The 24,708-nt window shown below is 43.6% G+C and carries 18 protein-coding genes; 8 read left to right on the forward strand and 10 right to left on the reverse strand.

The window, feature by feature from the left end; genetic code table 11:
* Positions 1–109 precede the first annotated feature (109 nt).
* Positions 110–754: an outer membrane beta-barrel protein gene (locus tag QWZ07_RS11805; protein ID WP_192853803.1), complete on the forward strand. Its 645-nt coding sequence runs from the start codon at positions 110–112 to the stop codon at positions 752–754.
* A gap of 101 nt (positions 755–855) precedes the next feature.
* Here QWZ07_RS11805 and QWZ07_RS11810 read toward each other — a convergent pair whose 3' ends face one another.
* The 3 genes from QWZ07_RS11810 to QWZ07_RS11820 all read right to left on the reverse strand — a co-directional run bounded on the left by QWZ07_RS11810 (position 856) and on the right by QWZ07_RS11820 (position 4,404).
* Positions 856–2,046, reverse strand: a complete 1,191-nt coding sequence (locus tag QWZ07_RS11810) for an amino acid aminotransferase (protein ID WP_192853802.1) — start codon at positions 2,044–2,046, stop codon at positions 856–858.
* Between the two features lie 202 nt (positions 2,047–2,248).
* On the reverse strand, positions 2,249–3,751 hold the full coding sequence (locus tag QWZ07_RS11815) for an HD-GYP domain-containing protein (protein ID WP_192853801.1): 1,503 nt from the start codon (positions 3,749–3,751) through the stop codon (positions 2,249–2,251).
* A gap of 353 nt (positions 3,752–4,104) precedes the next feature.
* Positions 4,105–4,404, reverse strand: a complete 300-nt coding sequence (locus QWZ07_RS11820; RefSeq protein WP_017111655.1) for a hypothetical protein — start codon at positions 4,402–4,404, stop codon at positions 4,105–4,107.
* 220 nt (positions 4,405–4,624) lie between these two features.
* Here QWZ07_RS11820 and QWZ07_RS11825 point away from each other — a divergent pair, with 220 nt between their 5' ends.
* Together QWZ07_RS11825 and QWZ07_RS11830 are read left to right on the forward strand one after the other, a co-directional pair.
* Positions 4,625–6,028, forward strand: coding sequence for an aminotransferase-like domain-containing protein (locus QWZ07_RS11825; RefSeq protein ID WP_192853800.1), 1,404 nt, complete (start codon positions 4,625–4,627; stop codon positions 6,026–6,028).
* Between the two features lie 191 nt (positions 6,029–6,219).
* On the forward strand, positions 6,220–6,426 hold the full coding sequence (locus QWZ07_RS11830; RefSeq protein ID WP_004734707.1) for a hypothetical protein: 207 nt from the start codon (positions 6,220–6,222) through the stop codon (positions 6,424–6,426).
* Positions 6,427–6,560: 134 nt separating this feature from the next.
* On the opposite strand, the gene asnS is transcribed toward QWZ07_RS11830, so the two are convergent.
* The 3 genes from asnS to QWZ07_RS11845 form a co-directional block, all read right to left on the reverse strand.
* Positions 6,561–7,961 carry an asparagine--tRNA ligase gene (gene asnS / locus QWZ07_RS11835; RefSeq protein WP_012604218.1) on the reverse strand — a complete coding sequence of 467 codons (1,401 nt, stop codon included), beginning with the start codon at positions 7,959–7,961 and terminating at the stop codon, positions 6,561–6,563.
* Between the two features lie 280 nt (positions 7,962–8,241).
* A complete protein-coding gene (locus QWZ07_RS11840; RefSeq protein WP_192853799.1) occupies positions 8,242–9,867 on the reverse strand; it encodes a methyl-accepting chemotaxis protein in 1,626 nt (541 codons plus the stop codon).
* 321 nt (positions 9,868–10,188) lie between these two features.
* Complete coding sequence (locus QWZ07_RS11845; RefSeq protein ID WP_192853798.1) at positions 10,189–12,513, reverse strand: FdhF/YdeP family oxidoreductase; 2,325 nt, start codon at positions 12,511–12,513, stop codon at positions 10,189–10,191.
* Positions 12,514–13,114: 601 nt separating this feature from the next.
* Here QWZ07_RS11845 and QWZ07_RS11850 point away from each other — a divergent pair.
* From QWZ07_RS11850 to QWZ07_RS11860, 3 genes are all read left to right on the forward strand, one after another.
* On the forward strand, positions 13,115–13,999 hold the full coding sequence (locus QWZ07_RS11850; RefSeq protein WP_004734714.1) for a LysR family global transcriptional regulator AcsS: 885 nt from the start codon (positions 13,115–13,117) through the stop codon (positions 13,997–13,999).
* A gap of 89 nt (positions 14,000–14,088) precedes the next feature.
* Positions 14,089–14,919 (forward strand): formate dehydrogenase accessory sulfurtransferase FdhD, encoded by an 831-nt coding sequence (gene fdhD / locus QWZ07_RS11855; protein WP_192853797.1) that lies wholly within the window; start codon positions 14,089–14,091, stop codon positions 14,917–14,919.
* A 545-nt stretch (positions 14,920–15,464) separates the two neighbouring features.
* Positions 15,465–16,607, forward strand: a complete 1,143-nt coding sequence (locus QWZ07_RS11860; RefSeq protein ID WP_136993529.1) for an amino acid permease — start codon at positions 15,465–15,467, stop codon at positions 16,605–16,607.
* A gap of 136 nt (positions 16,608–16,743) precedes the next feature.
* Here QWZ07_RS11860 and QWZ07_RS11865 read toward each other — a convergent pair whose 3' ends face one another.
* From QWZ07_RS11865 to QWZ07_RS11875, 3 genes are all read right to left on the reverse strand, one after another.
* On the reverse strand, positions 16,744–18,105 hold the full coding sequence (locus QWZ07_RS11865) for an L-serine ammonia-lyase (RefSeq protein ID WP_102307422.1): 1,362 nt from the start codon (positions 18,103–18,105) through the stop codon (positions 16,744–16,746).
* Positions 18,106–18,225: 120 nt separating this feature from the next.
* The gene (locus QWZ07_RS11870) at positions 18,226–19,479 is read right to left on the reverse strand and encodes an aromatic amino acid transport family protein (protein WP_017109687.1); all 1,254 of its coding nucleotides are present in this window, start codon (positions 19,477–19,479) and stop codon (positions 18,226–18,228) included.
* Between the two features lie 309 nt (positions 19,480–19,788).
* Positions 19,789–20,388, reverse strand: a complete 600-nt coding sequence (locus tag QWZ07_RS11875; RefSeq protein ID WP_099166754.1) for a CoA pyrophosphatase — start codon at positions 20,386–20,388, stop codon at positions 19,789–19,791.
* A gap of 340 nt (positions 20,389–20,728) precedes the next feature.
* Between QWZ07_RS11875 and QWZ07_RS11880 the strand changes: the two genes are divergently transcribed.
* Positions 20,729–21,271, forward strand: a complete 543-nt coding sequence (locus QWZ07_RS11880) for a heme NO-binding domain-containing protein (RefSeq protein ID WP_065103740.1) — start codon at positions 20,729–20,731, stop codon at positions 21,269–21,271.
* Position 21,272: 1 nt separating this feature from the next.
* Entirely contained in the window at positions 21,273–22,991 is a 1,719-nt protein-coding gene (locus tag QWZ07_RS11885) for an ATP-binding protein (RefSeq protein WP_192853796.1), read from the forward strand.
* Between the two features lie 138 nt (positions 22,992–23,129).
* Here QWZ07_RS11885 and pabB read toward each other — a convergent pair whose 3' ends face one another.
* Complete coding sequence (pabB, locus tag QWZ07_RS11890; RefSeq protein WP_192853795.1) at positions 23,130–24,536, reverse strand: aminodeoxychorismate synthase component I; 1,407 nt, start codon at positions 24,534–24,536, stop codon at positions 23,130–23,132.
* Positions 24,537–24,708: the final 172 nt, after the last annotated feature.

Consider the following 24,708-nt stretch of genomic DNA (forward strand, 5'->3'; position numbering starts at 1 on the left):
TTGATAATATTTTGCCGTCACAAATCAATCTGTGAGCTAAAACCTTTTTAAAGTCTTATGGATAGACTAACCTTTCAATTAATGGAGTGACAGTTGAAGGATGATAGGAATGTCGAAGTGGAAGCTTAGTTTGGTATCTGCAGTTTTTATGTTTTCTCCAAGTTTGTGGGCAGCCACTGACGTTGTGGATATTCTTGATTATGACCATATATACGCCACTGCTCATTCGGGCAGTTTGAATGAAGACGCTGGTGGTAATAATAATGCTTCGTCGTATGGATTAGGTGTTAGTTACGCCATGACCGATGATTGGTTGTTGCTAGGAGACTATAGCGCACGCTTCATTCACCCAGATGAAAGTACCACTCGAATTGATACCTTAATGGCAGGGGCTGGGTATCGTTACAGCATAAAGAAAGACTTGGATATTGTCGCTTCTTACTTGCTGGGTATTACTAAAGGTGAGGTGGAGCTTAACGGTAGCAATGAAACCATCGAATCGGATACTGAATTTGTTCAAGGTGTAAAAGCCGAGCTTAACTATGGTTTTGCAAAGCGTTGGATTGCGAATGGTAGCGTGCAGGTAAACCGAAGTGATTTGTTCGACGAAGAGATTTACCATTTAGGTTTGCGTTATCTCGTGACCAACAAATTTGCGATTGGTGGCTCTTACCAACACCGAGATGGTGAAGGCAGTAAAGGTGGAAGTGAGAGAACCAATGAATTGGGTGTTGAGTTTTTCCTAGAGTACTAACTTAATTAAACCTAATACGTCAAAGACAGACACAAAAAAGCCAGCTTAGTCGCTGGCTTTTGCATATCTATAGGCCTACAAATACAGGTTTCGCTTTACGATTAAAGAACCGCAGCAAGACCTTTACATAGAGGACCCATGTTTGACTTAGTCATACCAGCAACACTGATACGGCCAGAACCAACAATGTAGATAGCGAATTCATCTTTTAGGCGAGTTACTTGCTCTTTGCTTAGACCAGAGAACGAGAACATGCCGTTTTGGCGCTCGATGAATGTGAAATCTGCGTCTACACCTTCAGATTTCAGTGTCGTTACAAACAGTTCACGCATCTCTTGGATACGGTCGCGCATTTCAGCTACTTCTGCTTCCCATTCAGCACGTAGATCAGCATCACCAAGGATGTGAGTAACGACAGCACTGCCGTGCGCTGGTGGGTTAGAGTAGATAGAGCGGATAATGCTCTTAACTTGAGAGAACGCTGTAGTTGCAACGTCTGCAGATTCAGCAACCAGAGTGAATGCACCAACACGCTCGTTGTACAAGCCGAAGTTCTTAGAGAACGAGCTAGCAACAAGAATTTCTTTGTTGTATTGAGCAAAAATACGTAGGCCAGCTGCGTCTTCTTCAACACCTTTTGCAAAACCTTGGTAAGCAAAGTCGAATAGAGGTAGCAGTTTCTTCTCAGCAACTAGCTTAGCCAGTACTTCCCACTCGTCAGTTGTAGGGTCGATACCTGTTGGGTTATGACAGCAGCCGTGAAGAAGAACGATATCGCCTTCAGAAGCTTTCTCTAGGTCAGCAACCATGCCTGCGAAGTTTTTGTCTTTTGTTTCAGCGTTGTAGTAGCTGTATTGAGCTGTTTGGATACCCGCAGCCGCGAAAACGCCGTTATGGTTAGCCCAAGTTGGGTTACTGATCCAGATTTTTACATCGCCAAGTTGACGCTTGATGAATTCACCCGCAACACGAAGTGCACCTGTACCACCAGGAGCTTGTGCTGTTTTAGCGCGTTGAGATGTTACGATCTCTGCATCTGCACCGAAAAGAAGCTTCTGAACCGCTAGGCCGTATTCAGCTGTACCTTCAATCGTTAGGTAAGATTTGGTTTTTTCGTTTTCAAGAAGTGCAGCTTCTGCTTTCTTTACTGTTTTAAGAACCGGCGTTTGACCATCTTCATTTTTGTAAATACCAACACCTAGGTTGATTTTTTCTGCGCGAGAGTCTTTTTTAAACTCTTCAGTAAGGCCGAGGATAGGATCGGCGGGAGCAGCTAACACTTTTTCAAACATAATCTTCATCCATGTCAATTGAGAGGGGATAGTATCTATGGGTAGTTATACCTGTATGGAATTTTTAAGACAATACGAAGTGAACAGAAAGAACAAAAAAAATCCATTTCAATCAGATTAATTGACTAAAGAGGGTATTTGATAACAAAACACCCTACGGATTAACCTATAGGGTGTAAGAAGTTAGTGCTTTTTGAAAGGATTATGCAGGCTGTGTAATGAAGCTTTCTCGCTCAAGTTCACTCACTACATTTTTTCCATCTTTATAGGTGGCAGCGATCTTAACAAACTGATGCTCAACGGCTAAGAAAGCTTGCACGACTTGAGGATCAAAATGAGAACCATTGCCTTCCAAAATGATTTGCTTGGCTTGCTCGTGAGTAAAGGCTGGCTTGTAGACACGTTTTGAAATCAATGCATCATAAACATCCGCTAAAGCCATTAAACGACCCGAGATTGGAATATCTTCACCAGACAGCTGATTTGGATAACCGCTGCCGTTCCATTTCTCGTGGTGAGTCAGAGATATCTCCTTTGCGACTCTTAAGAAAGAGCTACTTCCTAGCTGTTTTTCTGCAATAGACAAGGCTTCAGCACCGATAGCCGGGTGACCTTTCATTATCTCAAACTCTTCATCGGTCAATTTGCCCGGTTTCAGTAGGACACTGTCAGGAACACCGACTTTACCTACATCATGCAGCGGAGCCGATTTGTAAAGCAACTCGATGTAGTTTGGTGTTAATAACGTTGCGTGTGCTTCAGACTTACTGAGCTCTTGTGCGAGCACCTTAACGTACTCTTGGGTTCTCAGAATGTGAGCACCGGTTTCATTGTCTCGAGATTCTGCCAACGCAGACAAGCTTACGATCGCAACATCACGGGTAGTTTTGACTTCGTTTTGTGCTGTTTCGAGGCTATCAAGCATGGTGTTGGTCATTGATGCCATTGAGCCAAGCTCGTTGTAGCCGAAAATAGGTAGACGCACGCCAGGTTCACCTAGGGTCACTTTATTTAATGCGCACTCTTGGCTAAGGAGAATACGCTTAACGAGCCTGCTCCATAGCGCCATGATGGTTATCGCGTATCCGCCAAGTACTACAGCCAAATAGATGAACTCTTTGATCACGCTGATCTTGCCAGAACCATCCAACAATCGCTCTGGGTTGTTCTCTAGCCAGAAGATGTCTTTGACCGCAACCATCGTTAACATTGTGGTAAGGGTGATAAGAAGCACGATGACCAAACCAATCATCTGTTTAACTAAAGAGCTTCGCTCGCCAATCAGTTGAAAATCAAACTCTCCAGACGCTTCCATTTTATCCATTTGAGTCAACTTGGCGTTCAATTGGAGAATGGTTCCGGTGAAGAAACCAAACAAGGTCATGCCGAACAGCACTTTCAAATTACTATCGATGGTGAAGTCGTAGCTTAGGTTGTAGTAGAGCGCGAAAGGGACACTCGCAGCAAAAAATAGCAAAGTATCGAGCTGTGCGAATCGACCTTGTTCAACTAATGCGTGTTTCGCTAATAGGAAATGGCGAGTTAGCCAAACCAAGACAAAAACGATACTGACTTGAGTAAAAATTTCCAAAGTTGTTAGGGTTTCGAGCATAGGGCATACCCGACTGCCGTAGGTGCCGAAAAGCACGCCAGCGACAACGTATAACTGGGTAGTTAGCGATTGATTATAGTTTGAAGTATCCATCGATAAGCCTTGGTTCAGTTCTTTTTAGGTTCACGTAATTCACACCGGTTTCTCAGGTTTTTTGCCCGATTTAAGAAACTCTTTTTGTTTTACGTAAGTCTGATATTGATTCACGAGCTTGGAATTGCGAGCTGTATGTATAGCTAATGTGAATAAGACCGAGAATTCTATCGATAGCTTTCGTTGATTGATACAAGAAAGTGGATTGCGTGAGTGATTTGTTAACTGGATGGAGGTTATTGCAGCGTTACTATGAAGATACACGAATAGCCTCAATGAGGTTCGAGGCTATTCAGTCGATATATTTGAGCAAAGTCGCGAGTAATTGAGGTCGCTACTTACTTTAAATCAAATTACTTTTTCAGATTGATTTCAGCTTCAATAGAGCTGGTTTCAATGTCAGGGTGAGACGCAAGCTTGTCTGCTGCCCATTGGTTCAGGTGCTTCAAGATAGCAGATACCGCGTGTTTCTCAGTTGGTGCTTGGTCTTGATCTACATCGATTTTTTGTTTTGGATGTGAGCCTGTCGCATCTTCAGCAATGTGTAGCCAGTCTGGGTGCCAGTAATATGGCTGGCCACTTGGTGTTGTCCAACTATGAACACCGTTTGACTCTCCTTTGTAACTTAACTGGTCTGCTTCTATTTTTTTCATTGTTATCTCGCATGTTTTTTGGGTTACATCAAATTATAGAGGCGTAGAACGAACTTGGCTCCCGCCTTGGTTACAAACTTAGCAAAGCTTACAAAGTTATCTGTGAACTGATTCACACTATTATAGAAATTAGGCTCATTCATATGGATAGCAGCAATAGTTGTTAACGTTAGTGATAAAATCTCCGGCTTATTAGAATTTCTCTAGGTAGTACAATTAGATGGCGCGTTATGAAGAGCTTGCAAAGGATATTCGAACTCAGATCGCTAACAACACTTGGCGATCCGGGGAGAAGATCCCTTCTGTGCGTATGAGTTGTCGCAATTACAACGTCAGTAATAGTACTGTTCTACAAGCTTATCAATTGCTAGAAAGCGAAGGGTGGATCATCGCTAAGCCTCAATCGGGGTATTTTGTTGCGCCTAAAGTCGATGGGGTTGAGCATCAATTAGCACCAGTTCGCGAAAAGAAAGCCATTAATGATCGTTTGTTCGATTTCTTAAAATCCAGCTCGGCTGAAGGCGTGATTCCTTTTGGCTCTGCCTTTCCAGACCCAGATTTGTTCCCTTTACCTACTTTAACTCGAAATCTTGCGAGTGCCGGACGAAAAATGACCGGTGCCAGTGTTATCAATAATCTTCCTCCGGGTAGTGAGTCTCTAAGAAGACAAATCGCACAGCGCTATTTGCAGCAAGGTATTACGGTAAATCATCAAGACATCGTGATTACGTCTGGTGCAATGGAAGCACTTAACTTGAGCCTTCAAACTGTAACCAAGCCAGGTGACTACGTTGTGATTGAGTCTCCTGCATTCTATGGCGCGTTACAGGCGGTAGAGAGGCTAGGTCTAATCCCTATTGAGGTCGATGTTTGCCCGATTGATGGTTTGAACATTGAGCAATTTGTAGAAGCACTTAAAAGCCAACAGGTAAAAGCGTGTTGGTTGATGACGACTTTTCAGAACCCGACTGGAACAAGTTTGTCTGAAGAAGCGAAGCGCCGCGTGGTAGAGATTGCTGAACAATACAAAACTTATATTATCGAAGATGATGTTTACGGTGATCTTTATTTCGAAGGGCATAAACCTAAACCGCTAAAAGCCTTTGATAAGACAGACTCAGTGTTGTTATGCGGCTCTTACTCTAAGAGCTTATGCCCTGGCTATCGTGTTGGTTGGTTGGTGAGTTCTCGTTTTAATGATGCCATTCAAAAGCTTCAGCTTCTTTCTACCTTATCGAGCAGTGCTCCGGTTCAGCTTGGGGTCGCACACTTTCTCACTCATGAAAGCTACGATAATCACCTTCGTAAATTGCGTAAAAATCTCTTGGTCAGAAAAGAGCGGTTCATTAGTGCTATCAGACAGTACTTCCCCCAATCAATCGAGATTGAAGAACCTGCTGGTGGTTATTTCATTTGGGTTCGTTTCTCTGTGAATTTTGACAGCCAACAATTCCATCAATTAGCGATTGCTCAAGGTATTAGTGTTGCATCTGGCGATTTATTTAGTGAGCAGGGCAGAGTAGACAACGCGATTCGATTGAACTTCTCTTATGAACTCACAGCAGAGAAAGAGCAAGCGCTGATCCTACTTGGCAAACTCGCGCATCAACTGATGCACTCTTAAAACAGATTCTCTAACGGCTTATCTCATTTAACTGTGAGAGAGTAAAAGTCGAAGTTGTTCATAAAACCTTAAGTCACTCATAAAAAAGAAAATGATTGCAACTGTACGGATTGTTTCCGGCGTAACTGTACGCCTAATTGACCAGATAGTTGTGGTTCAATAACGATAGACCAAATATTGGAGATACCGTTATGTTGAAAATGACTATGGGTAACGAAGTTAAGTTGATTATCGTTGCTATTGTGTGTGCACTTCTGTTAATCCTCGGCCACGTATTACTGGCAAAAGCATTCGCTGATATGGCTTGGGCAGAATACACCACTGCCGCAATCCCATTCGTTATGATGGCAATCTGCGGTCTCGCGATAAAATACGCTATCGACCAAGATGTCGATTAGCCTTTGAATCATTAGTTTTAGCTGGTGGTTCGTAGAAGTATCCGTCGCCTCATCTTATTCCGAACATAAAAAAACCTCCGCAAGAGCGGAGGTTTTTATTTGTTCTTAACTTTTAAATTCGACTAAGGTTCGAATTAGAAGTTCGCAGAGCGTGGTGTACGTGGGAACGGGATAACGTCACGAACGTTGCCCATACCTGTTACGTAAGATACTAGACGCTCGAAACCAAGGCCGAAACCAGCGTGAGGCACTGTGCCGTATTTACGTAGGTCGCGGTACCAGCTCATGTGCTCAGGGTCAATACCCATAGCAATCATGCGCTCGTCTAGAATGTCTAGACGCTCTTCACGTTGTGCACCACCGATGATTTCACCGATGCCTGGTGCAAGTACGTCCATTGCTGCAACTGTTTTGCCGTCGTCGTTTAAGCGCATGTAGAAAGCTTTGATGTCTTTCGGGTAGTTCTTAACGATAACAGGTGCTTTGAAGTGCTCTTCGGCTAGGTAACGCTCATGCTCAGAAGACATGTCGATGCCCCACTCAACGTCGAATTCAAATTTCTTACCAGAGTCTAGTAGGATTTGGATTGCGTCAGTGTAGTCAACTTGTGCGAAATCAGCGTCTACGAATTGCTCTAGACGAGTGATTGCTTGCTTGTCGATGCGAGAAGCGAAGAACTCAAGGTCATCGCGGCGCTCTTCAAGAACAGCAGCGAAAACGTACTTAAGCATGTCTTCAGCCAGTTTCGCTACATCGTCAAGGTCTGCAAACGCAACTTCAGGCTCAACCATCCAGAACTCAGCTAGGTGGCGGCTTGTGTTTGAGTTTTCAGCACGGAACGTAGGACCGAAAGTGTAAACCTTGCTTAGTGCACAAGCGTAAGCTTCAGCATTAAGTTGGCCAGATACTGTAAGGAAAGTTTCTTTACCGAAGAAATCTTCGTTGAAGTCAACTTTGCCTTCGTCAGTGCGAGGTAGGTTTTCCATGTCTAGTGTAGATACGCGGAACATTTCACCAGCGCCTTCTGCATCAGATGCAGTGATAAGCGGAGCTGAAGTCCAGAAGAAACCTTGCTCGTGGTAGAAACGGTGAATCGCTTGAGATAGACAGTTACGTACACGTGCTACTGCGCCGATCACGTTTGTACGTGGGCGTAGGTGAGCAACTTCACGAAGGTATTCGATAGAGTGACGTGTCTTAGCCATTGGGTAAGTGTCAGCGTCTTCAACCCAGCCTACAACTTTAACGTCAGTTGCTGCTAGTTCGAAGTCTTGACCTTTCGCAGGAGACTCAACAATCTTACCTGTTACTTCAACAGAGCAGCCAGTAGTTAGCTTTAATACTTCGTCTTCGTAATTATTAAGATTATTAGGAACCACGGCCTGAATCGGGTCGAAACAAGAGCCGTCATAAATGGCAAGGAAAGAGATTCCAGCTTTGGAATCACGACGTGAACGGATCCAGCCGCGAACAGTTACTTCACTGTCTACCGCTAGCTTGCCGCCAAGTACGTCTGTTACAGGCGCGTAAGTCATGTTGATTTCATTCTCCATTGAGGGACAAATTCAACTCAAAGTCTCTAGCATTGCAGCAAATAAACCATTATTTGAACAATAATTAGCCGAAACATTGAGTTGTATAAACTTTTTAAATCGATTGAACATATTACCTGTCATACAGACAGCTTCAACCTTTATTCTTGCTCGGCGAAAGAAATATTTTGTCTATCGAGGATAAAAGCCAATAAGGGCTGATTTTTTGCTCTATTTTCTACTTTGTCACACCAAAAGTTGTCTCTTTGGTCTCAATTGAATACTAATTTTTACGGTTTCCAGTGTTGGCGAGCGTGAATTGATTAATCAGTGACTCGAGATGATCAGACAGCTCTTCTAAATCGTTACTGATCCCGCGTGTTTCTCCTGCTGACTGCGAGGTATCATTGGCATGAGAAGTAATGGTTTCGACTTTGTGTTGAACATCTTTGGTCGCGAGTGTTGTGGATTGTGTTTGCTGTTGAATATTTTGAGCATGAGCGAGCACTTGTTTCATCTCTTCGACCACTCCGTTCATATCGTGAGACAGAACATCAATATCTGTTGAGCTTTGATGAGCTTGCGCACAAACACGGTCAGCAGAAGTCAGAGACTCCTCACTGCCTTGTTGGAATTGGTGAATGATCGATTCAATGTTACCCGTAGCTTCAGCCGTTCGTGAGGCGAGGTTGCGAACTTCATCGGCAACGACAGCAAAACCTCGACCTTGCTCTCCCGCTCGTGCCGCTTCGATCGCAGCATTGAGTGCCAATAAATTGGTTTGTTCAGCAATGCCACGAATAACACTCAATATAGAAGATACTTCGCCCGTTTGTTCATTGAGCGTGAGTATTTTGTGTTTCACCTCTTCAATACTGGTGACCAAGTTTTTAATTTCGCTGCTTGCACCGTGTGCTTGATTGGCACTTTTACACGCGACATCGGCGGTGTGATTGATCAACTCGGATGCTGTTGACGTAGCTTGCTCTACGTTAACTTGTTGCGCTTGTATCCCTTCCACATTGTGTTGAACTTCAGCGGTTTCGCTTTGTTGATCACCGGCGGCTTGTTCTGTGATTTGGGCAACGTTGGTTAACTGATTGGCAGAAGCATTGAGCTTATGCGAGGTGTCTTGTACTTTGACTAAGCTGTCTGAAACCGTCCCCATAAAAGAGTTTATAGAACTCGCTAAAGTACCTATTTCATCGTTACTTTTTTCAGGTAGTCGAGTGGATAGATTTTTATCTTTGCTGACTTGTGTCATGAAGTTTGAAGTCTGCTGGAGAGGGCGAACAATAATTTTACGAATTAACCCCATCGTCAGTACAAAACCAACGAAGGAAATCACCGCCATAATGCCAATGGCCGCCATGGTTTGAGTGTTAATCAATGAATTGACATGGTTTAGGTTGTATTCAAGACGTATTGCGCCAAGTACTTCACCTTCAGGAGCCATATGACAGGCGACACAATTGGTTCCACGGTAGTTTTCACTCGACTTCATCGGTAGGGCGATAACCAAGCCTTTACCCCATTCGGCAGAGAAAGGTTCAATAATGGTTTCACCTGCCAGTGCCCGTTTATCAATATCATCAACCGGTTTCTGATTCTCGTTACCCGGCCCGTAGAGCTTACTGACTGCATCAGCACGTAGTACTCGTACGTTTTCAATCCCTTCTTGAGCTAATGCTTTCTGACGTAACGTTTCTTTTTGTGCCATCGTGCCAGTGAGCATCATCATATTGAGGCTATCGAAATAGTTGCTGGCTTTATCATGAAGTTGTTCACTCAATACTGAGTTAACCAGTTGTTTTTGCTGTGAGTATTGAAAATACGTCGATATGACGAGCAGAAACGTGAACACGATGGCGAGAGCCACTAGGATTTTGACGGTGATTGTTGAGCGCATAGGGTAGTCGGTTTTTATTATTTATAATGACGCGCATACTTTAACGGGAAGAACATCTACTCCCTATGGGGTATAACGAATTGTGTGACCACACTCCGGTTGTGGTTATGTTTCTGTGATGTAGCGAGTTTGTGATTATGTTCTTTAGGGTTTGAACGGGAGTCTATCTTTCAATTTAAAGTGTATGAAAGGCATCAGGAAAGTAGATGATTTAAATAAACATGTTCAGCGGGCTATCTTTATACTGGTCAGCGTCAATATTAAAATCCACCTGCCAAAACAGGTGGATTTTTACTTTTACTTTCAGTGACCGATTGCTAATTAGCTGACGTTTGAAAGGGGAATGGCGTCAGAGGTTGATTTCTCTAATCTGATGGCGATAAATTTCGAGGTAGGGGTAAAGGTTCGTTCGCCATAGCTGTCTAAAGGAACCAGAGGGTTGGTTTCAGGATAGTAAGCCGCCGCCTGACCCTGTGGAACGTCATAAGCCACCAAGGTAAACCCTTTCACTTTTCTCGTCACACCATCTTCCCAAAGCGACACCATATCGACCTTGTCACCCGGGTTAAAACCGAGCTTCAATATATCCGCTTCATTGATAAACAAAACTTCGCGCATACCAAAGACACCGCGGTAACGGTCATTCAAGCCATATAACGTGGTGTTGTATTGGTCATGGGAACGCATGGTTTGCAAGATCAGATCGGGTTTATTATCACCCTGCAACACGGCTTCGTTAATCAGCTGTTTTGGCAGTTCATTGGAGCCAAATTGCGCTTTGCCGCTGAGGGTGTTCCATTGACGATTTGCGGCCGGATTGACTAAATGAAACCCACCCGGATTTTCCAGTTTCTGATTGAAGTCAGTAAAGCCCGGAATCGTATCTGCAATGAGATCTCGAATATGCCCATAATCTTGAATGACCCAATTCCAATCGATTGGATGACTGCCCAGTGTGGCATTGGCAATACCCGCGACAATGGCTGGTTCAGAACGTAAATGCTCTGATCGAGGTTCGAGCTGTCCGTAAGAGATGTGAACCATGCTGAAGGTATCTTCAACGGTGATGCCTTGTGGCCCATTAGCTTGTGTATCGATTTCCGTACGTCCCAAACAAGGCAGAATCAGGGCATCTTGACCGGTAACAAGGTGAGAGCGATTGAGTTTGGTTGAGATATGAACGGTTAGGTCACAATTTTTCATCGCCAGATGCGTGCGAGGAGTATCGGGTGTGGCTTGCGCAAAATTACCACCTAAACCAATAAAGACTTTAGAGCGTTTTTCTTCCATCGCTTTAATCGCTTGTATGGTGTTGTGGCCTACATCACGTGGGACATTGAAGTTAAAGCGGCGTTCAATGCTATCAAGCAATTGGTCTGAGGGTTTTTCATCGATACCCATCGTACGATCGCCTTGGACATTACTATGTCCCCGAACAGGTGATAACCCAGCACCCGGCTTACCGACGTTGCCGCGCAACAATTGCACATTGGCTACTTCTTTGATGGTTTGTACTGAATGACGATGTTGTGTTAGCCCCATAGCCCAACACATGATCACTTTTTCTGAACGGCGGTACATGTCTGCGACCATTTCTATTTCGCTTAAAGCTAACCCCGATTGTTCAGCGATATGTTCCCATGTTGTCGCGTCAACTTCTGCTAAGTATTCATCAATACCTGTGGTGTGTTCGCTGATGAATTGACGATCAAATATGGCTTTTCCTTCGGTTGCGAGCGCATCACGTTCCCATTGCAGCAAATATTTAGCCATCCCACGAAAGACGGCCATATCGCCACCTAATGCTGGTCTTAAATAAGCGGTATTGGTTGGCTTTGAACCATTGCTTAACATTTCAACCGGAACTTGAGGATTTTGGAAACGTTCAAGTCCACGTTCTTTCAATGGGTTGAAACAGATCACCTGCGCACCGCGTTTTACCGCTTCACGCAAGGGTTCAAGCATGCGGGGGTGGTTAGTGCCTGGGTTTTGCCCGAGCACAAAGATCGCGTCTGCTTTTTCAAAATCGTCAAAAATCACGGTTCCTTTGCCCACACCGACCGTATCTTTCATGCCAATTGCACTGGCTTCGTGGCACATGTTTGAACAGTCTGGGAAATTATTTGTTCCAAACGCACGGACGAAGAGTTGGTATAAGAACGCCGCTTCATTACTGGCTCGACCCGAGGTGTAAAATTCAGCTTGATGCGGTGAGTCGAGTTGCTTCAAATGCTTGGCTACGAGTGAAAATGCTTCGTCCCACGCGATAGGAATATAGTGGTCGGATGCAGCATCGTACTTCATCGGATGGGTTATTCGGCCTTGGTATTCCAGCCAGTAATCTGTTTGTGACGACAAGGATGTTACGCTGTGTTCAGCGAAAAAATCAGGATCCATAAATCGATTTGTGGCTTCCCAGTTCACGGCTTTTGCACCGTTCTCACAGAAGTTCACTTTACTGCCTTGTGGAGATTCACCCCATGCGCATCCCGGGCAATCAAAACCACCGTTTTGATTCGTTTTAAGCATTGTTCGAATGTTTTTGATGGCGTTTTCGCTGCCCCACCAACTCTTAGTGACGGCTTTTAACGCCCCCCAACCACCAGCAGGACCTTTATATTTTTTTATCTGTTCTTTTTGGCTCACAACTGCACTCCTCACACGTGGGAACGGCAGTAAACAAGGGAACCGGTAAAAAACAGGCGCGTTATAAAAATAAGGCGGGAGTAAAACGGTTTTGATTATTTGATGTCGATACCTGTTTACTGCTTTGAAAATTCAGAAATAGACTGGCTGATTGTTTGCCATGATCTAAATCAAAGGTTATGCCGTTAAGGGGCGATGAGTCCAATTGATATTGCCGACTAAGTGATAAATAGAATCTATCATGGCGAGTAAATATGGAAAGTATCGCTTTTGTCACAGTGATAAATAGACTTGTTACAGTGATAAATAGAATTTATTAGCCAGTGCGATGTGAGTTCTATTTTATGAGAGATTCGTCGAGCAGCCTTGGTATAGCTGAGCCTTTCATGATAATTGCTGTCTATCACGCTATAGATAATTTAGATTTGACCTGTATTTAAATTAGGCATACTTTGATTTAAATCAAAAAATACCGTTTTATTTTGGCTGTTGCTTTACAGATTGAGTCATTTCCCGTGATAGCTCTTTTCAATCACAGAGAACAGTGAATGTACGACGAACGCGAAGACGACGCTTCATTTCAAGGTTTTACTAATCATTCATGGATATAAAACAACTTAAGTATTTAATCGCTTTAGATCAAACGAAACACTTTGGTCAGGCTGCGACACTTTGCCATATTACTCAGCCTACGTTGTCGATGAGGATAAGGCGTTTAGAAGAAGAGTTAGACCTCGAATTGATTTCAAGAAGTCAACGTTTTGAAGGGTTTACCGAAGCGGGCGAACGTATATTGGCTTGGGCAAAGACGGTCTTAGCAGCTCATGACGGTTTACAAGCTGAAGCGGCTAACTGCCGTGGTCAACTGGTCGGCTCGCTAAGAGTTGGCATGGTGCCTTTAGCCAGCCAAAACCCAATGCAGTTGATTAAGCCTTTAGCAGAAAAATTCCCTGAACTTCGTTTTCAAATCTTGTCGATGACATCTGAGCAGATCATAGACCAGCTCAATCGTAACCAACTTGATTTAGGTATGTGTTACACCGACCAGATCAATACGGCTTATTTTGACGTTATAGAAATGAACTCGACGGATTTAGGCATTCTGTATGATAGCCGATTCTTTGATTTTGCTGAGTCGGAAGTCTTATGGGAATCACTCAATAGCATTCCTTTAGGGCTTTTGTCTAAAGGCATGCATTATCGTCATTCGATTGATTTGAGTTTCGGTAGTAAAGGCCTAGTTCCGCAGACTTTGATTGAAAGTAACTCTACGTTTCATCTTATCCAAGCTGTCACCAGTGGCTTGTGCTGTGCTGTTATGCCGCTTAACTCAGGATTGGAAGAGCTCAACGAACAACTGCGTATCGTACCGATAGAAAAAGCTGTGGTGCATTCGCCTCTCGGTCTACTTAAGCGTAAACAAGAACCTTATTCGGCACTCACTGATCAGTGCTTTGCTGAAGCAAAACACTTGTTTAATCAGTGATGTTTGTTTAACCAGTGATATTTATTTAATCAGTAACGTTTTCAGTCTGAGTCGATATCGTCAAGCTGACCGTCTTTCCGGGTGATTTTATGAGATGTATAACTCAATCCTATATTGAACTGCCTGATTTTAATCAAGCGCCTCCACAACCCAATGCCATGAGTTATCGAGAGCTTACCGGCTATAGCATGGTGGTGGATGCACCTCTGGCAAACGAATCTGCATTGGCGATCAGTTATAACGGGATCAGTCAGGCGGTTATGATGGTGACGCCAGGCCACATGGAAGACTTTGTGCGCGGTTTTAGTTTAAGCACCGGCATCATAAAAAGGTTCAGTGAAATTCGTGATATCGAGATTGGTGGCAATGGTGAATCTCATTTCGCACAAGTAGAAATTAGCAATCGCGCTTTTTGGGACATGAAAACTCAGCGGCGTAACTTGGCTGGAACCACAGGTTGTGGTTTGTGTGGTGTTGAAGCGCTTGAACAAGCACTTCCGGATTTGGTTCCATTGCCATCGTCGTTACCACCCAGTCCACTGGTTTTTGAGGGGTTGAGAGGGCGAATTGCCGAACATCAAAAAGCAGCCAAAATATCCGGTGCTTTACATGCCGCTTTGTTTGCGAATTCGAAAGGTGAAATTTCACTTTGTCGTGAAGACATCGGCCGCCATAACGCACTGGATAAATTAATAGGGGCGATGGCTGTGAACGAGATCAACCCAAAGTCAGGGTTCGTGATTATGACGAGTCGTTGCAGTTTAGAGCTTATCCATAAAGCCGTGCGTGCCGAAATCGCAACCTTGGTTTGTTTGTCGGCTCCGACCTCATTGACGGTCGAATGGGCAAGACGTAATCGCTTAAATCTGATTCACTTACCAAACAACAGTCCACCTCGTTTATATAGCCCAGCGCCTTAAATGTAATGTTTTCGTTTGGATAAAAAGAGAGGCCATTGGGTCTCTCTTTGGTTTTTATTATAAATGATTATTGTTTTACGCGGTTTGGTGGTTAATTTCTGCTCAAACGGCTGCTTTGTTCAATTTAATAGCAGAAATTGTGGTTACAGCGTTGTGTTTCGAGGCTCATTCGATAAGATGAAAAGACCTTTAATGTTAGAGGTAGGGCAGCAACGGATACGCTGCTTCAAATACTATGGAATGTGACTCAATTATTGGACACATACATGAAATTCAAGATTACATCGCCGATTATTGAACCTACAGAAGGTTCACCACATCAGTTAACGCTCACTCACGCTTCTCGTTTTACCTCCTTTAAGACAAGATCCCCTTTGAACACCCTGTTCGACAACGTCTCTGCACGCTTCTTTACTGCTTATCGCTCCTATTGTTATTCGTTTTATAACTTTATTTCTATCTGAACTCCTTTGTCATCCGCTTGATGTACGAAGACTCACACCTATAAAAACTAAACAAATAAGTTAAAAACAATGAATATTAAAATGATGGGTAGCTCCCTAATTATCGCTGGTACCGCTCTCGGTGCTGGTATGCTTGCGATCCCAATGGTATTAGCTCAATTTGGATTGCTTTACGGCACACTGCTGATGGTTCTGATCTGTTTCGGCACCACTTACGCAGCATTATTACTTCTAGAAGCGACCATCAAAGCCGGTGGCGGTCTAGGGTTGAACTCTATTGCTCGAAAAACTCTGGGCAAACAAGGGCAGTTGATTACCAACGGCCTACTTTACGCGTTATTGATTTGCCTATTGATGGCCTACATTCTGGGCGCGGGTGATTTGGTGAGTAAGTTACTGTCTAACTTCGGTGTAGACATTAGCGCAACGACGAGCCAAATCACGTTTACTTTACTTGCTGGTGCTGTTGTCGCGAGTGGCACAGGAGTGATTGATAAGCTTAACCGCGCATTGTTCTTTGTGATGCTAGCAAGCTTGTTTGCAACTATGGTGTTTTTAGCGCCGAGCATGACGCAAGAAAACTTGATGCAGGTAACTAGTCATGACCACGTCGATCTAATCAAAACCAGTGCAATCCTGTTCACAAGCTTTGGCTTTATGGTTGTGATTCCAACCTTGGTTTCTTACAACCACGAAGCGACAGACAAACAGCTGCGTAACATGGTGATCGTCGGTTCTCTGATTCCATTAGTGTGCTACTTGTGTTGGTTGTTTGCTGTGGTCGGTAACTTGAGTGAAGAGCAATTTAGAAGCTTCAAGAACGTATCAGATTTGATGGCGGCGTTTGAGGCTCAGTCTCCTTGGGTGGGCAACGTTCTGTCTACCTTCACTGGCTTGGCGTTGTTGACCTCTTTCTTTGGTGTAGCGATGTCTTTGTTCAACCAGAACAGAGACATGTTTAACCAAAACACAGCGGTCACTTACTGCATTAGTTTCATCTTGCCGCTGGCGGGTTCACTGCTTGCTGCAGATAAGTTCCTACAAGTGTTGAACTATGCAGGCATCATCTTAGTGTTCTTGGCTGTTTTTGTTCCTCTGGTTATGGTTCATAAGCAACGCTTTATGAAAGTAGCGGAAGACAGATACAGCGCTGAAGGTGGCCGACCAATGATGTTGTTCTCATTGTTGTTTGGTTGCTTCTTGCTTATCTCACAAGTGATTTAGCAAAACAATTTGGGCGGTTGAATAAATCAGTCACCAAGTTTCAGATACTAAAAAAGGAACGCATTGGCGTTCCTTTTTATTATCTGCTCGTTATCAAGCAGACTGAGTTAAGTGTTGGCTTGTTAACTAATACAGACTAGCAAACAACCTTAACAGCCAAACCACCTTGAGAAGTCTCACGGTATTTAGCGTTCATGTCTTTACCGGTTTCTAGCATAGTTTCGATAACTTTATCTAGAGAAACAGTAGGAGCAGAAGAGCGACGAAGTGCCATACGAGTTGAGTTGATTGCTTTAACTGCAGCAATACCATTACGCTCGATACATGGAACTTGTACTTGGCCAGCAACTGGGTCACACGTTAGACCTAGGTTATGTTCCATACCGATTTCTGCAGCCATACATACTTGCTCAGGGCTACCACCCATAAGCTCAGCAAGACCAGCAGCAGCCATAGAACATGCCACACCAACTTCACCCTGACAGCCAACTTCAGCGCCAGAGATAGAAGCGTTACGCTTGTACAGACCACCGATCGCACCAGAAGCTGCGAAGTAACGGATGTAGTCTTTCTCTGTAACCGTTTGGATGAACTTATCGTAGTACGCCAATACAGCAGGGATGATGCCACACGCGCCGTTTGTTGGTGCCGTTACTACACGACCGCCCGCTGCGTTTTCTTCGTTTACTGCGAAAGCAAACATGTTCACCCAGTCAACAACCGTCATTGGATCGTTAGTTGTTTTTTCTGAAGTGATCAGCTGTTGGCGAAGTGCCGCTGCACGACGAGGTACACGCAGTGGACCAGGCAGGATACCTTCAGTATTCATACCGCGATCCATACACTCACGCATCGTTCTCCAGATGTTAGCGAAGTAAGTACGAGACTCTTCGTCTGAGTGGAACGCTGCTTGGTTTTTCATAACCAGTGTACTGATAGAAAGACCGCTTTCTTTACACTGATTAACCAGCTCTTCAGCTGTTGTGAATTCGTAAGGTGCTTTAATTGGGTTTTCTTCTTCTTTGCCGAAGCTCTCTTCGTCAACGATGAAACCACCACCAATTGAGTAGTATGTTTTTGAGTATGCTACTTCGTCATCAACCCAAGCATGAATGCTCATGCCATTTTCATGTAATGAAAGGTTTGAAGTATGGAAGTTCATTCCGCCATCTTTAGGGAACGAAACAGTATGACAGTGCATACCAACAGGTAGACGTTCAGTTTCTTCTACTCGAGCAATAAAGCCCGCGATAGAGTCGATATCTACTTTCTCAGGAGTATTGCCAGCAAGACCCATGATGATAGCGATATCTGTGTGGTGACCTTTCCCTGTCAGTGATAGTGATCCATATACGTCCACGGTGATTTTAGTGATGTCGCGCAATTTTCCCATTGAACGTAGGTCATCAATAAATTCTTTACCCGCTTTCATTGGTCCAACTGTGTGTGAGCTCGATGGACCAACACCGATTTTATAGATATCAAATACACTAATCATAGCGATTACCTCAAAAAGAGAGCCTCCCAAGGGGAGTAGGGAGGCTCATTTATTATCATTATATTTTGTGTTTAATCTCGCGATATAAGATGAAGCTCATCTTATAAAAAGTGCTTTAGATTAAAGAGCGCCGTAGATTACAGAACTAATAGCCGCTAGACCACATAAAGCTGTAAAGATTTGCACAGGTGCTGATGTTTTGTACTTAGCCATTGCTGGTACTTTCTGCATCGCGAATACAGGCATTAGGAACAGGATAGCTGCAATCATTGGAGCGCCCATTGTTTCAATCATACCTAGGATGCTTGGGTTAACTACCGCAACAATCCAAGTTGTAACAACGATGAACGCTAGAGATGCTTTCTCAATCGTGCTGATTGAAGAACCAGAGCGAGACTTGATTAGACCAACAAGACCCTCATGAGCACCTAGGAAGTGACCGAAGTAGCTAGAAGTGATTGCTGCGAACGCTACTAGAGGACCCATGTAAGAGATAAGTGGAGACTCGTGAACGTTAGCTAGGTAAGAAAGTACAGAGATGTTTTGTGCTTGCGCTGTTGCTAGTTGCTCTGGAGATAGAGAAAGTACTACAGAGAATACGAAGAACATTACAAAACCCATCAGCATCATTGCTGCGCCGCCAGTGATCGCGTCAGTTTTCTTAACTGCGTCATCACCGTATACACGACGTTGCTCTTTAGAGAACTGTGAAATGATTGGGCTGTGGTTGAAAGAGAACACGATGATTGGAATCGCAAGCCAGATAATAGAAGGCATTGCTGACCATTCTGGGCTTGTTTCCATCATTGAAGTGTTCCAATCAGGAACTAGGTAGAAAGATAATGCTAGTAGGATGAATACTAGTGGGTAAACCATCGCTGAAGTTGCTTTAAGCATCAGCTCTTTACCGAATACAACACCTGCTGTCATAGCAAGGATAAGTGCACCAGAAAGAAGAGGACGAGGAATAGATTCCATGCCCATTTGGTTTACTAGGAAAGAATCAACCGTGTTGGTGATACCAACGCCGTAGATAAGAACGATTGGGTAGATAGCGAAAAAGTAAGCAAAAGTAATAAGGTTTGCGCCGGTCTTACCGAAGTGTTCTTCAACTGTATCTGTAATGTCTGCTTCAGGGTTCTTAGAAGACAGTACGAAACGAGCTAGAGATTTGTGTGCGAACCAAGTCATTGGCGCCGCGATTAGAGCTAAGATAACTAATGGCCAAAAACCACCCGCACCAGCTTTGATTGGAAGAAATAGTACGCCAGCACCAACTGCTGTACCGAATAGTGATAAACACCAGGTAAAATCTTTATAGTTAAACTTGCTTGAATCTTTAACGGCATTTGCCGAAGAAGTTGTTGTGTTCATGTTAAATTACTCATTTTTTGGGAACAGGAAATAAGTTGGGGCTAATTCTGCAGAATTTTCTTCTGCAAAAAATAGATCTAAATCATGTAATGAAACGGCGTGTCACATGATATGCGAAAAACGGATTTTTGATCACGAAATTGGCGTGCTACAGGTGATTTATGTTCATGCTAGCTATTAGTTTTTATTATGCGAAAGGCGGGGTTGTTCAGATTTATACCAGGAAAACGTTTGCGTAAAATTGCATTAATAAATCTGTTCCATAGAAAGGCTGATTTTTGTTAACAGAGATTAAACAAAACGTAGTTGCTATGTAATTCGTTGCACTACATGCTGCTGCAAAGATTGGATGATTTGAGCTGTGACGCCCCATATAAGGTGCTCTTCGAAGGGCATGGCAAAAACACGGTGTTTGATTTTCTTAAAGTTGACGGTGTGGCTATGAAGCTTGGCTTGGTCCAAAACATAGGTGGCAGGAACCTCAAAAATAGAGGCAACTTCGTTCTGATCAATAACCGCTTTGTAATCAGGATCGACCATTGCAACAATAGGTGTCACAGAAAATTTACTAATGGTACTCAATGCTGGTAATTGCCCAACAATTTTAACTTGATCCGATCGAATTCCTACTTCCTCGTGTAGTTCTCTTAGTGCAGTAAATTGCATAGAAGGGTCAGATTGCTCATGTTTCCCCCCCGGGAAGCTGATTTGGCCGGGGTGATGCTTAAGATGTGCTGCTCTTTTAGTAAAAATGACATGTAAACCGTCTTCTCGTTCAACTAAACCAACCACAACTGCAGCCTTACGTAGTTGCTCCCCACTAATATGAGAAACACGCTCTACAGATTCAGGGTGGTAACCAACCGTTGGGTTAAGTTGGAACTGTTGAAGGAAGTTGTCTTTATTCATGTCATGCCAATATATTGATTATTATACTTTTAAGTATAGGCACAACAGCGAGTTGAAAGCCAATTTCGCGGCTCAGCTCATTTGGCGTAGGCCTTTGTACCTGATCTGTTTGCTTCACCCTTTTTCAGGTACCGATAGATAGCATCGCCAATCAATAGAGAAGCTCTATGTGCTTTATCTTAAATTGTCAGGTTTTTGCTATATTCAATATGGGTATATGAGCCAGTAAGCGTTACCCATGTCATAAAATTGAGTGGTGAAACGTAGTTTTTGTCTTTAAGAATTTGATAACACTCACTTAGTGGCTCATTCTAAAAAGAAATAGAAGAAAAGGTATGAGATGAAAGGAATCATATTCACTGAATTTTTAGAGCTTGTTGAAGATAAGTTTGGTTTGGAACTTTTGGAAGAAGTTTTAGAAATGTCTGAAGACGAAGGGATCTATACATCGGTTGGAAGTTACGACCATAAAGATCTCGTGAAGCTCATTATTAACCTAAGTAAGAAAACCGATATCGATGCTGGGAGTTTACAACGCGTATTTGGGCAGTCGGTATTTAAGAACTTGTTAGCCTCTTTACCAAATAAAGCCAGCCTTGCACATAGCAATACCACTTTTCAATTTATCCAACACGTAGAGCGCTATATTCATGTAGAAGTGAAGAAGCTCTATCCCGACGCAGAGCCACCAGAATTTAGTTTCATCACTACGACTGAAGCGCAACTCATCTTTGATTACAAGAGCGCAAGATGCATGTCGCATGTCTGCTTGGGGTTAATCGAGGGGTGTGCTGACTATCATGGCGAAACCATCGTGGTAGAAATGACACCTCAGAATGATGACCAAAGCGTGGTTAGGTTTAATTTAAAAGTCGAAAAGTAATATGGATCTGGCATCAGCCCTAGAAAAGAAGCTTAAACGTCAAATAGCGGCACGAAAAGCGGCTGAAGCATTGTTGGAACAAAAGAGCCTTGAACTGTTTGAGGCTAACCAACAGCTTGAACTAGCACTTCGTCAGTTAGAAAAACGTTCGAACGCGAATATTCGTCGCATTGAGTTTCAAGAACAAATCGACAACTTGTTGATCGATTTTGGGCGCGCGTTTCTCAGAAATGACCTTGACGATATTATGTTGTCTGAACTAACGACTAACGTAACCAACAGCTATTTGATTGAATCCAGTCGCCTGATACTGCCTCCAAAGCTCATTCCCCAACTTCTTACATACGATTATGGCGACGAAACTGTCGGTGAACTTGACCAAAATATTCAGGAGCCTCAATGGCAAGGTGACTTGTTGACGGTGCCTCTTGAAGTGGAGAAGGTGATCGTTGGTGCGTTGATCGTTAAGGTTAGGTTGCTCGATCAAGACTATGAGTTTATCGAGAGTCAGCTCTTGCTAGTCACGGATCTGATTTGCAGCGCGCTCAGTCATCAATTAGCGATTAATCGAAATATTGAGTCGCGACAACGAGCGGAAGAATCCGAAAGGGCGACACGCGATTTCGTTGCGATGATCAACCATGAACTAAGAACTCCGCTTAACGGCTTGCTAGGCAGTGCTGAGTTGATCAGTGATACCGAGCTGAACTGTTCTCAGCGCGAGATAGTGAACAACCTAAGTCAATCTGGTGAATTTCTAAGGACCATCATTAATGATCTACTGGATTACAGTAAAATTAATGCAGGGATGCTGGAGCTTATTCCTAAGAAATTCGCGCTACACGATTTGAGAAATACGATTGAAAGTATCTTCATCAACCGAGCGATTGAGAAGCAGCTTAAATTCCAGATCACTATTGCGCCAGACGTACCGACTCATTTCAACGGTGATTTAGAACGTATCACTCAACTGTTCGTAAACTTAATTGGCAATGCAATCAAATTTACAGAACACGGGCATGTCAAAGTCGATATTAAGTGGGAAAACAACCAGTTCGTTTTCTCTGTGGAAGATACCGGTGTCGGTATAGCCGAATCCGCCCATAAAACACTGTTTGAACCTTTTACCCAGGCTGACAATTCAAGTAGCAGAAACTACGAAGGCACGGGGCTTGGTTTAGCGATTTGTCGTAAGTTGGTGGTGTTGATGAATGGTGATATTGGCGTTACCAGTGTCTTTGGTTCTGGTACTACGTTTACTATCTCAGTTCCGCTTCAAGTTATCGACGTCCCAGTAGAGAGCGATTGTGTGGCTAAAAGCTTCGAATCAGAGGTCGAACTGTCTTTACTTAAAGTTCTAGTGGTGGATGATATTAAGATGAACCAAATCATCATCCAACAGATGCTACGTAAATATGAGATAGAGCCGACTATCGCCGGTAATGGAGTCGAAGGACTTGAACTGGCCTCTGACAATGAATATGACATCGTGTTTATGGATTGCAGGATGCCAGTTATGGATGGTTTTGAAGCGACACAAAGGCTCAGAGATAAAGGCTACACTAAGTCTATTGTGGCACTCACCGCCGGCACGACACTTGAAGAGCGTGAACGTTGCATCAAGTCTGGAATGGATGACATTCTCAGCAAACCCTATACCTCGAATGATCTTAAAGATATGCTTAAGAAGTGGGGTATTGCGCCAGTAACTGTTGCTTAACGCTAACGCATCCGTATTTTGTCTTTTCTAAAAACTGAAAACCCTAAGCGATCTTGGATGGCTTAGGGTTTGTTTTATTTAATGACTTAGATTGGCTAACACGCCGCTAATTTATGCTGAGGTAGTTATCGATTTAAATTAGCACTCTTCAAGTACAGGCAAGATACGGCTCAGTTTATCCAGTGTTTCTTGATATTCAGAGGCACAATCACTATCAAAGACCACGCCACCGCCAGCCCACGCATAAAGGGCATTATTTTCCGCTACCAAGGTACGAATCGTAATACTGGTGTCCATTCTGCCATTACGGCTGATATAGCCAATACTGCCACAGTAGGCTGAACGTCGATGGGGTTCTAACTCTTCAATGATCTGCATTGCACGAACTTTCGGAGCGCCCGTAATCGAACCGCCAGGGAAGCAGGCTCTCAATAAGTCAGTCGCTGAGTACTGAACATCCAACTCTGCTCTAATTGTACTGACCAAGTGGTGTACGGCAGGGAAGCTTTCAATCTCAAACAACTTAGGGACGTGAACCGAGCCTGGTTTTGCGACTCTACCGATGTCATTGCGTAGTAGGTCGACGATCATCAGGTTTTCTGCCTGATCTTTTTCTGCTGCCGCTAAGTCTTGAGCATTAGCGTCGTCAATCTTAGGTTCTTCAGAACGAGGACGTGTGCCTTTGATTGGTTTTGTTTCAATGGTGCCACTATTGAGTTCTAAGAATCGTTCCGGAGAGACACTTAAGATTGCAGAGTGCTTTAGACGAATAAAACCAGAAAACGGCGCTGAGTTGTATTGCTCTAACTTTTCATAAGCGAGCCATTCGCTGCCTTGGTAATCGGCACGAAAACGTTGAGCAAGGTTTATCTGATAACAGTCACCCGACAACAAGTACTCTTGAACGCTATCGAACTTATTGGCATAACTCTGCTCAGTCATATTGGATTGCCATGGGGTGGTTAATCCAAACTTCTGATGAGCTTGTCCTGCTCGTTCTGCTCGTTCTGCTTGTTGGCTTGGCGATTGTTGTTGAGTTAACCAATCCCAATGGGTATCAATGTTTTGCCCAACAAGGAACGCAGCTTTAAGCTTATGATCAACAATCACAGCCCATTCATACAGTCCAACCGCCATGTCTGGCGCAGAAATATCGCGCTTAGCAAGAGAGGGCAGAGCTTCCACTCGTCGTCCCAAATCGTAGCTAAAATAGCCTAAAGCGCCACCTATGAAAGGCAGTTCTGGATGCTCACTGGTTGCGGGTAGCAATTGCTGCTGATGTTGGTCGAGTAGTTCGAAAGGGTCTGACTCTGAAACCTCGCACTTCTCATTAACATTGACGGTCGTTTTTGCACCGATTGTCTCGAAGGTGGCGATGGGTTGAGCAACTAAAATGTCGTATCGACTATCGACGTGGCTTTCTGAGGCAGAGCGTAATAGCATTGCCCACGGCACGCTTTCAATATGAGAAAACAGCTGTTTAGCTAAAGTTGATTGATATTCAAGCGGCTTGATTTGGATAGAGCGAAATTCGTTGTTATTCATTTGTTTAATTTGTGACAAAGAGTTCGATCACTGCATGGCGTGTGAGAGGAAGCAAGAGTATCATAAATTGAAAATAAAATGGGTTCTTGATTAGAACGGTGCAAACCACATGGTCTAGTTTAAAGCTATGCAAGCGATTGCTAAAGCAACTAAATACAGCTCAACATAATAA

The organism is Vibrio lentus (assembly GCF_030409755.1).
Lineage (GTDB): Bacteria > Pseudomonadota > Gammaproteobacteria > Enterobacterales > Vibrionaceae > Vibrio > Vibrio lentus.

Excerpts from the sequence above, each read along its gene's own strand:
- pabB (WP_192853795.1), bottom strand. The coding sequence starts at position 24,536 with ATGAATAACAACGAATTTCGCTCTATCCAAATCAAGCCGCTTGAATAT.
- QWZ07_RS11820 (WP_017111655.1), bottom strand. The coding sequence starts at position 4,404 with ATGAAAAAAATAGAAGCAGACCAGTTAAGTTACAAAGGAGAGTCAAAC.
- QWZ07_RS11810 (WP_192853802.1), bottom strand. The coding sequence starts at position 2,046 with ATGTTTGAAAAAGTGTTAGCTGCTCCCGCCGATCCTATCCTCGGCCTT.
- QWZ07_RS11840 (WP_192853799.1), bottom strand. The coding sequence starts at position 9,867 with ATGCGCTCAACAATCACCGTCAAAATCCTAGTGGCTCTCGCCATCGTG.
- QWZ07_RS11850 (WP_004734714.1), top strand. The coding sequence starts at position 13,115 with ATGGATATAAAACAACTTAAGTATTTAATCGCTTTAGATCAAACGAAA.
- QWZ07_RS11880 (WP_065103740.1), top strand. The coding sequence starts at position 20,729 with ATGAAAGGAATCATATTCACTGAATTTTTAGAGCTTGTTGAAGATAAG.
- QWZ07_RS11870 (WP_017109687.1), bottom strand. The coding sequence starts at position 19,479 with ATGAACACAACAACTTCTTCGGCAAATGCCGTTAAAGATTCAAGCAAG.
- QWZ07_RS11885 (WP_192853796.1), top strand. The coding sequence starts at position 21,273 with ATGGATCTGGCATCAGCCCTAGAAAAGAAGCTTAAACGTCAAATAGCG.
- QWZ07_RS11830 (WP_004734707.1), top strand. The coding sequence starts at position 6,220 with ATGTTGAAAATGACTATGGGTAACGAAGTTAAGTTGATTATCGTTGCT.
- QWZ07_RS11865 (WP_102307422.1), bottom strand. The coding sequence starts at position 18,105 with ATGATTAGTGTATTTGATATCTATAAAATCGGTGTTGGTCCATCGAGC.
- fdhD (WP_192853797.1), top strand. The coding sequence starts at position 14,089 with ATGAGATGTATAACTCAATCCTATATTGAACTGCCTGATTTTAATCAA.
- asnS (WP_012604218.1), bottom strand. The coding sequence starts at position 7,961 with ATGACTTACGCGCCTGTAACAGACGTACTTGGCGGCAAGCTAGCGGTA.
- QWZ07_RS11805 (WP_192853803.1), top strand. The coding sequence starts at position 110 with ATGTCGAAGTGGAAGCTTAGTTTGGTATCTGCAGTTTTTATGTTTTCT.
- QWZ07_RS11825 (WP_192853800.1), top strand. The coding sequence starts at position 4,625 with ATGGCGCGTTATGAAGAGCTTGCAAAGGATATTCGAACTCAGATCGCT.
- QWZ07_RS11815 (WP_192853801.1), bottom strand. The coding sequence starts at position 3,751 with ATGGATACTTCAAACTATAATCAATCGCTAACTACCCAGTTATACGTT.
- QWZ07_RS11875 (WP_099166754.1), bottom strand. The coding sequence starts at position 20,388 with ATGAATAAAGACAACTTCCTTCAACAGTTCCAACTTAACCCAACGGTT.
- QWZ07_RS11860 (WP_136993529.1), top strand. The coding sequence starts at position 15,465 with ATGATGGGTAGCTCCCTAATTATCGCTGGTACCGCTCTCGGTGCTGGT.